Annotated in this window: 7 protein-coding genes and 1 pseudogene; 2 read left to right on the forward strand and 6 right to left on the reverse strand. The window is 32.0% G+C overall.

Annotated features, from left to right (window positions below; genetic code table 11):
• Nucleotides 1-78 precede the first annotated feature (78 nt).
• The 4 genes from ACI313_RS04880 to ACI313_RS04895 form a co-directional block, all read right to left on the reverse strand.
• A complete protein-coding gene (locus tag ACI313_RS04880; RefSeq protein ID WP_439755428.1) occupies nt 79-1413 on the reverse strand; it encodes an MATE family efflux transporter in 1335 nt (444 codons plus the stop codon).
• Entirely contained in the window at nt 1410-1865 is a 456-nt protein-coding gene (locus ACI313_RS04885; protein ID WP_439755429.1) for a MarR family winged helix-turn-helix transcriptional regulator, read from the reverse strand. The genes ACI313_RS04880 and ACI313_RS04885 overlap by 4 nt, the downstream gene beginning before the upstream one ends.
• 114 nt (nt 1866-1979) lie before the next feature.
• The gene (locus tag ACI313_RS04890) at nt 1980-3302 is read right to left on the reverse strand and encodes an MATE family efflux transporter (RefSeq protein WP_439755430.1); all 1323 of its coding nucleotides are present in this window, start codon (nt 3300-3302) and stop codon (nt 1980-1982) included.
• 198 nt (nt 3303-3500) lie between these two features.
• Nucleotides 3501-4343, reverse strand: coding sequence for a magnesium transporter CorA family protein (locus tag ACI313_RS04895; protein WP_439755431.1), 843 nt, complete (start codon nt 4341-4343; stop codon nt 3501-3503).
• An 86-nt stretch (nt 4344-4429) separates the two neighbouring features.
• Between ACI313_RS04895 and ACI313_RS04900 the strand changes: the two genes are divergently transcribed.
• Nucleotides 4430-5749: an MATE family efflux transporter gene (locus ACI313_RS04900; protein ID WP_439755432.1), complete on the forward strand. Its 1320-nt coding sequence runs from the start codon at nt 4430-4432 to the stop codon at nt 5747-5749.
• A gap of 9 nt (nt 5750-5758) precedes the next feature.
• Here ACI313_RS04900 and ACI313_RS04905 read toward each other — a convergent pair whose 3' ends face one another.
• Nucleotides 5759-6952 carry an aspartate kinase gene (locus ACI313_RS04905; RefSeq protein ID WP_439755433.1) on the reverse strand — a complete coding sequence of 398 codons (1194 nt, stop codon included), beginning with the start codon at nt 6950-6952 and terminating at the stop codon, nt 5759-5761.
• A gap of 66 nt (nt 6953-7018) precedes the next feature.
• Between ACI313_RS04905 and ACI313_RS04910 the strand changes: the two genes are divergently transcribed.
• Nucleotides 7019-7600 carry a histidine phosphatase family protein gene (locus ACI313_RS04910; protein WP_439755434.1) on the forward strand — a complete coding sequence of 194 codons (582 nt, stop codon included), beginning with the start codon at nt 7019-7021 and terminating at the stop codon, nt 7598-7600.
• Nucleotides 7601-7632: 32 nt separating this feature from the next.
• On the opposite strand, the pseudogene ACI313_RS04915 reads toward ACI313_RS04910, so the two are convergent.
• Nucleotides 7633-7955, reverse strand: a pseudogene (locus ACI313_RS04915) (hypothetical protein); the annotation flags it as partial.

Here is a 7955-nt window from a genome sequence, read left to right on the forward strand (position 1 = left end):
CCGCTAAAGCTTTTCCTGACCCCCAGAATATCTGGGGGTTTTATGTAGACAACAAAAAAATCGTCAATCGACGATTTTTTAATATCCATATTTCTTTTGTTTAAACTTTAAGAAAAAGAAAGTTAATACAAGTGACATAAATTCCGCAATCACAATTGAAAACCAAATACCATCAATTCCAAATATTATCGGTAAAACTAAGACAAATAGAATTTGGAACACAAGAGTTCTTAAAAAAGAAATCAAAGCCGATGTTAGTCCATCATTTAAAGCGGTAAAGAAACTTGATCCAAAAATAGAAAATCCCATAAATAAAAACGATAACGCAAAGATATGGAAACCTGATACCGTCAATTCAAGTAATTCTTTATCATATCCTACGAATATTTTAGCCAAAGGAATTGTACTAATTTCAGATAAAAAAACCATTAATATAGAAAAACAACCAATCAAAATTAAACTCTTTCTTAAAATACTTTTTAATTCATTTTTATTTTGAGCGCCAAAATGAAAACCAATTACAGGAGCAGTTCCCACAGAATAACCTATAAAAGCCGCTGAAAAAATCATACTTACATACATCATAAATCCATAGGCAGCTACCCCATTTTCCAAAGCATAAACCATGAGTTGTTTATTGTAAATGATTCCCACAACGCTCATAGAAATATTACTCATAAATTCCGAAAATCCATTTAAACAAGCTTTTCCTATAGCTTTTAAATCCCATTTTGTTTTTCCTAAACATAATGTACTGCTATTTTTTCTAAAAAAATAAACTAAAGGAATGCTTCCTCCTACCACTTGACTTGTTGCCGTAGCCAATGCCGCTCCTATTAATTTATAATCTTGGGGAAGTCCCATTACTAATACCGCATCCAAAACCATGTTCGTTATCCCAGCTAATATCGTAACAAACAAACCAAGTTGTGGTTTTTCCGCTGTAACAAAGAAAGACTGAAATAAGAGTTGTAATACATAAAAAGGAAGTGCACACAAAAAAATGCGTCCATAGGTTACACAGTTTTCTAATAGTAATCCTTTGGCTCCTAAGCCAATGGCAATGGGTCTTATAAACGCAATACTAAAAATAGCGAAAACAATTCCTAAAAGAAATGAAACATACACGAACAAAGAAAATAATTCATTGGCTTTTTTCTTATTTCCTTCTCCTAATGTCTTAGCAACCAAGGCACTTCCACCTGTTCCAAACATAAAACCAACAGTAGCAACAATCATTAAAAAAGGCATAATAAGGTTTACTGCCGCAAATGGGATTTTACCTGCATAATTTGATACAAAGAAACCATCGACAACTCCATAAATTGAATTAAAAATCATCATCGCAATGGATGATATTGTGAATTTTATGAGTTTTCCATATGTGAAGTGATCCGAAAGTTGAATATTCATTCCATCAACTCCTGTTCTATTTTCTTAACTTCAATACCAAAAGTTTCTACATATTTTTTAGTGAATTTTATATACACTTCTATTTCTTCTTCATCCCAATTTGCAAAAGCATCAATTTCTGCCTTAACAATTTTAGAAACAGTTTGATTTGCTTTTTCAATTCCTTGTTCCGTTAAAAAAACTTTCTTTGCTTTGCCATGATATGGCTCTAAACGAACCATTTTTTCTTTTTCTAATTTACGTAAACTAGAATTTACAGTTTGTTTACTGATTCCCGCATCAGTATAAATCTTGTTTAATAAACATGAATTTCCATTTGTATACAAAGCATATAAAACCCGTGACTCACTATCGTTTAGTCCTAATTTTAGTGATAAACGATGATATAAACCATCAATTTCTGATGTCAATAAATTAATTTGTTGTAGTTTATCAAAATGATTTTGATTCATAATTTCTCCTTAAGTACGATTTCGTACTAATAATAGTACGAAATCGTACTTAGGTCAAATAAAAAAAAGAGGAATCTGCTTTCATGATACGAAACACAGATTCCATTTCCTTTCCTAACACTTATCATATTGTTTATGATAAAACGAAATCGACAAAATCATTGCGACTGTCCATCCAATTGGCCATGAACACCAAATTCCTGTTGAAGATAAAGCTGTATTTGATAACACAAAGGCAAGAACCACTCTTAAAATTAAATCCGTAAACGTCGCAATCATAAATTGCTTCATCATACCCGATCCTCTTAAAATACCATCGGCCACTAATTTTAACGAAACAATAAAATAAAACGGTGCAAAAATTCGTAATATCACAATTCCAGTATGAAGTGCTTGCCTAGATGGATTGTCCATAAAGAAAGAAATCAAGCCTTTTCCGGCAAACAAATAAAGGAAAACCAAAGGAATACAAATCAACCAAACCATATTTCTTCCCGCTTTATAGCCTTCTTTCACGCGATATTCTTTTCCAGCTCCTATATTTTGCGCTGTATAATTAGAAATACCATTTCCTAGGGTTGTAAAGGAAGTGATGACTAAATTATTTAATTTGATTGCAGCAGAATACCCAGCTATAACACTCGAACCAAAGCCATTTATAATTCCTTGAATGATAATGTTTCCTACAGAAATAAAACTTTGTTGTAGGATACTAGGAATCGCAACGTATCCAATTTTTACTAAAAGATCAAAAGAAAACAAAGGAGCTTTTTCACTTTGAATTTTACGGAGTCTTTTAAATACAACCACTATCGCTAAAACACAGCTAATTCCTTGGCATAAAAAAGTTGCCCATGCGACTCCGGCTACTCCCATTTGAAATTCTTTCACAAATAAGATATCTACAAATATATTAGAAACCGAAGAAATAGCTAAAAACCAAAATGGTGTTTTAGAATCACCGAGTGCTGAAAAAATTCCTGTTGCGATGTTATAGAAAAAAACAAAAGGAATGGATCCTACATATATGTCTAGATATAATTTTGAATCTTCAAAAATATTAGCGGGCGTGTGAATTAATTCTAATAACCATCCACTGCCTATGATTCCCACTGCCATTAAAACAACACAAAGAATAGCACTTCCAATCATAGCCGTACTAATCGCTGTTTTCATTTCTTTATATTGTTTTGCTCCAAAGAATTGCGAAACAATAACAGAACATCCTATATTACATCCAAAGGCAAACGCAATAAAAATTAATGTGATTTCATAACTATTTCCCACGGCTGCCAAAGCCTGTTCACCAATGAATTTACCTGCGATTAAACTATCGGCAATGTTATATATTTGTTGAAAGATAATGCTTCCAAATAAAGGTAAACAAAACTTCCACAATACTTTTTCAGGATTTCCCACTGTTAAATCTTTATTCATACATAAATCTCCTTAAACCGGGATACAGTATACTCTTTTTTTATCAATATTAATAATACATATTTAGAATGTATTATATGTACTTTATGTATAATAAAACGACGCTATTCACGTCGCTCTATTCTTTATTCTATTTGCTTGTATCATCAATATTTAATGATGTGATTTAAATTCAACAAATAATTGGTTATTGTCGCATTAAAACCATTTTTTCTTTTTAAAATAAATCAATAAGGCCACACAAATCAATATACTCACAATAATAAATATTGGATACCCTAATGGAGAACTTAATTCTGGCATATTTTTAAAGTTCATTCCATACCATCCTACCATTAACGTTAAAGGAAGAAATAAAGCGGTAACCAAAGTAAAGAATTTCATCAACTGGTTTTGTTCAATATCAATTTGGGATTGGTAGGCTTCTCGCATTTGCGTAATATAATCATGGAGATTTAAAACAGCCGCATAACAACGATCCACACGATTATGTAAAATATTAAAATGAATCATTTCATGTTCACTGATTAAATTATTTTCATTATCAATTAGACCATCACAAATAACTTGAAGCTGAGTATAATACCTTTTCAATCGCAATAACTCTTTACGATATTCTTGGATTTTTTCTAAATACCCGCGATAATGTCCTTTTAAAGCTTCATCTTCGGCATCCGTAATCACATCTTCATAGTCATCTAAATAATCCATGTCATTTTCTAATAAAGAAAAAAGAAAATGATGGAGAGTTTTATCATTTTGAGAATAAGAAACCAAAAAAGGTTGAAGCTTTTGTTTGGTTTGTTCGTTTTCACAAAATATTAAAAGATCTTCTAAATCAAAATAAATAATAACACGATTTGTATTGGTTTCTGGGCTATTGATGTCATACCAGTTAAAACTACATAAATAAAATTGAGGATATAATTCAAATGAAGCCATTTTATGACTATTAATATGTTCTTTTAATAATTTACTTTTAGATTCATCAATATAAATGAATAATTCATCTGCTTTTTCAAATGCAATTATCTTTTGCATATATAAAACACCCCTTTGTTACCTTGATTTTAATACAAATTAAGATATAATACATAGGCTTATTAACAAATATTGGGAGGAAAGATATGAATACATTCACAGAAGGAAAAATTGTTAAACCACTCATCACTTTTGCCCTGCCGGTTTTACTAGCTTTATTTCTTCAATCTCTTTATGGAGCTGTTGACTTATTAATTGTTGGACAATTTGGAAGCAGTGCAGATGTAAGTGCAGTTGCCACAGGTTCTCAAATGATGCATATGATTACTTGTGTCATTACAGGACTCGCTATGGGTTCTACTATTTTATTGGGTCAATTCATTGGTTCTAAACAAGACAAAGAAGCGAGTCGTACCATTGAAGCTACTATTGTATTATTTGTGATTGTAGCTATAATCATTACGATTTTAATGATGATCCTATCTGCTCCTTTCACATCCATTATGAACGCTCCCATAGAAGCATTTGATAAAACCGTTAGTTATGTTCGCATTTGTTCAGCAGGAACACTATTTATTGTTGCCTATAACGTCATTGGAAGTATTTTTAGAGGAATCGGTGATTCTAAAACACCTATGATTACCGTTGCCATTGCTTGTATCTGTAACATTGTATTGGATTTGGTATTTGTAGGCTATTTTAAATGGAACACCGCTGGTGCTGCCTTAGCTACTATTTTAGCCCAAGCCATTAGTGTTGTGATTAGTTTATTTCTTATAAAAAATAAAAAACTCCCTTTTTCTTTTAATATGAAAGACATCGGATTTCATTCATCATTAATTAAACGTATTTTATATTTAGGCTTTCCCATTGCTTTACAAGATGGTTTAGTAAATGTTTCCTTTTTAGCCATTGGATCCATTGTGAATTCCCTTGGATTAATCGCATCAGCAGGTGTTGGTGTAGCCGAAAAAATATGCGGGTTTATTATGTTGGTTCCATCTAGTTTTGGACAATCTTTATCGGCTTTTGTGGCTCAAAATATTGGAGCCGGTAAAAACGATAGAGCACGTAAATCCATGCACTATGGAATGGCTATTTCCTTTGGTGTTGGAATTGTAATTTCTTATTTTTCATTTTTCCATGGAAACCTTTTAGCTGGTATTTTCTCTAATGATAGCCAAGTTATTTTAGCAGCCGCTCAATATTTAAAAGGCTATGCCATTGATACTTTATTTGTAGCCTTCTTATTTTGTTTTACAGGATATTTCAATGGATGTGGAAAAACAACTTTTGTCATGATACAAGGAATTATTGGAGCCTTCCTTGTTCGTATTCCTGTTTCTTTTATTATGAGTCGCTTCACTTCTAATTTATTTTTAATTGGATTGGCTACTCCTTGTTCAACAATTATTCAAATTTTATTGTGTTTTATATACTATCAAAAACATAAAAAAACGGCCTAGCCGCTTTTTTTATAAATCAAATGCTTGTGCTAATACACGAACTGCTTTTTCTTTGTCTTGTGCTTCAATAGTCAATGAAATGGAAATTTCACTTGAAGTAATTTGATAGTATTTAATTCCGTTTTGTGTCAATGTATTTAAAATAGTAGAGGCAATTCCACTATGTGTTGAAATTCCTACCCCAACAACACTTAACTTCACAAAACCTAAAATACGTTCAATTTTATATCCATATTCTTGTTCATTATAGTGTTGTAAAATTAAATCACTTTGGTGTTCATTACAATAGAAAGTGAAATTCGTTTTATTGTCATTCGCTAATTGTTGGGAAATAGTATCAATATTAATGTTTAAATCCGCAATCAACTTAAATAATTTTCCTAAATAAACGCCATCATTTTCAATGTTCACAACACGCATAATCGCATAGTCTTCTTTTATAGAAATACCAGTAATTGGCATGTCTTCAATATGTTTTGTTCCCATAATAAATGTTCCTTTACTTAAATCTGTTTCCAATGCTCTTCCTAAATACAATTGAATGTTGTATTTACTCGCAATTTCAACACAACGCGTTTCTAAAACCCCTGAACCAAGTGATGCCATCTGCATCATTTCATTATATGTGATTTCTTTTAAACGCTTTGCCTGTGGATAAATACGAGGATCGGTTGTATAAACTCCATCCACATCGGTATAAATGTAACAATCCCAGCCTAGTTTAGCTGCCAAGGCAACCGCAGTTGTATCTGAGCCACCTCGTCCAAGTGTAGTAATTTCACCATTTTCCGTTGCGCCTTGGAAACCCGCTACAACAACTACTTTTCCATCATTTAAATGTTTCTTTAAATTTGTTAGATCTATATCTTTTATACGAGCATGCGCATGATGATGACTTGTGATAAAACCAGCTTGATATCCCGTTAAAGAAATAGCCGGTACCCCTTGTGCTTCAATTGCCATGGCAAGAAGAGTAACAGTTTGTTGCTCTCCCGTTGATAATAAAGAATCCATTTCTCTATCATTTGTCGCATATCCAACTTCTTTGGCTAATTGAATAAGGGCATTGGTTGTTTTTCCCATTGCACTGGCAACCACCACAATATCCTTTCCTTCTTTTTTAACTTCTGCCACATGTTTGGCAATCGCCTTGATTTTATCTACATCTGCAACGCTTGTTCCACCATATTTTTCAACTATCATGTAAGTTATTATAAACAAAAAATCACAAGAGTACAAAATTATTTAAAACAATGTTAAAATGAAGCCATGAAAATTTATATTACTCGTCATGGTCAAACCAAATACAACAAACTTCATCTTATGCAAGGATTAACCGATGAACCATTAAATGAAACCGGCATTGAACAAGCTAAACTAGCTCATCAACAAATTAAGGACATTCACTTTGATGCGGTTTATGCATCTGATTTAGATCGTGCCATTACAACAGCTAGCATTATGGCAGGTATAGATAAAAAAGATGTAATCATTGATCCTCGTTTACGTGAAGTTGATTTTGGTAAGTATGAACTAAAAAAATATTATTTACTTGGGATTCGTTTCTCCTTGTTTTGGGCTTTACCAGAAATTTTTAAAGCACCGAAAAGTGTAGAACCTATTTCTTCTACGGTGAATAGAAGTACTAGTTTTCTAAAAGAACTGGAACAAAAAGGCTATGAAAATGTATTAATTTCATGTCATGGTGGTATTATTCGTTCTTTATGTGGGTATTTAGAAGACAAAAAAAATGGCATTAAATGGCGTCCAAAACCACATAACTGTGAAATACGTGTCTATGAATCCATTAATGGCAAACATAAGAAATTAGAAAATTTGAATGTGAAATAAAAAGATAGCTTTGTGCTATCTCTTTTAATATATTAATTTGTTACGAGTTTACGATACTTTTCTTTTTCATTTTTATCGTAATTCAATAAATCATATACTTTATCAAAACTTTGCTTAGAAGATGACATCAGATTTTGTATTGTTTCTTTACGTTCTGCAGTTCGACCAATATCAATTCCTTCACTTCGTCCAATATCGATTCCTTGACTAATTCCTTTATTGATTCCGCGTTCTTCGCCTTTAAGTTCAAAATAATAGGATAAATTACACATTGTCATCATCTCCTGTTCTTCTATGTCGATTGAACTAACACACTCTAACGAGTGTGGGCTTTTTTTTATAAAGCCTGGTTCTC

The organism is Floccifex sp. (genome assembly GCF_051873495.1).
Lineage (GTDB): Bacteria > Bacillota_I > Bacilli_A > Erysipelotrichales > Erysipelotrichaceae > Floccifex.

What these genes read in the sequence shown, in the direction of transcription:
- ACI313_RS04880 (WP_439755428.1), bottom strand. Translation starts at nt 1,413, where the DNA reads ATGAATATTCAACTTTCGGATCACTTCACATATGGAAAACTCATAAAA.
- ACI313_RS04885 (WP_439755429.1), bottom strand. Translation starts at nt 1,865, where the DNA reads ATGAATCAAAATCATTTTGATAAACTACAACAAATTAATTTATTGACA.
- ACI313_RS04890 (WP_439755430.1), bottom strand. Translation starts at nt 3,302, where the DNA reads ATGAATAAAGATTTAACAGTGGGAAATCCTGAAAAAGTATTGTGGAAG.
- ACI313_RS04895 (WP_439755431.1), bottom strand. Translation starts at nt 4,343, where the DNA reads ATGCAAAAGATAATTGCATTTGAAAAAGCAGATGAATTATTCATTTAT.
- ACI313_RS04900 (WP_439755432.1), top strand. Translation starts at nt 4,430, where the DNA reads ATGAATACATTCACAGAAGGAAAAATTGTTAAACCACTCATCACTTTT.
- ACI313_RS04905 (WP_439755433.1), bottom strand. Translation starts at nt 6,952, where the DNA reads ATGATAGTTGAAAAATATGGTGGAACAAGCGTTGCAGATGTAGATAAA.
- ACI313_RS04910 (WP_439755434.1), top strand. Translation starts at nt 7,019, where the DNA reads ATGAAAATTTATATTACTCGTCATGGTCAAACCAAATACAACAAACTT.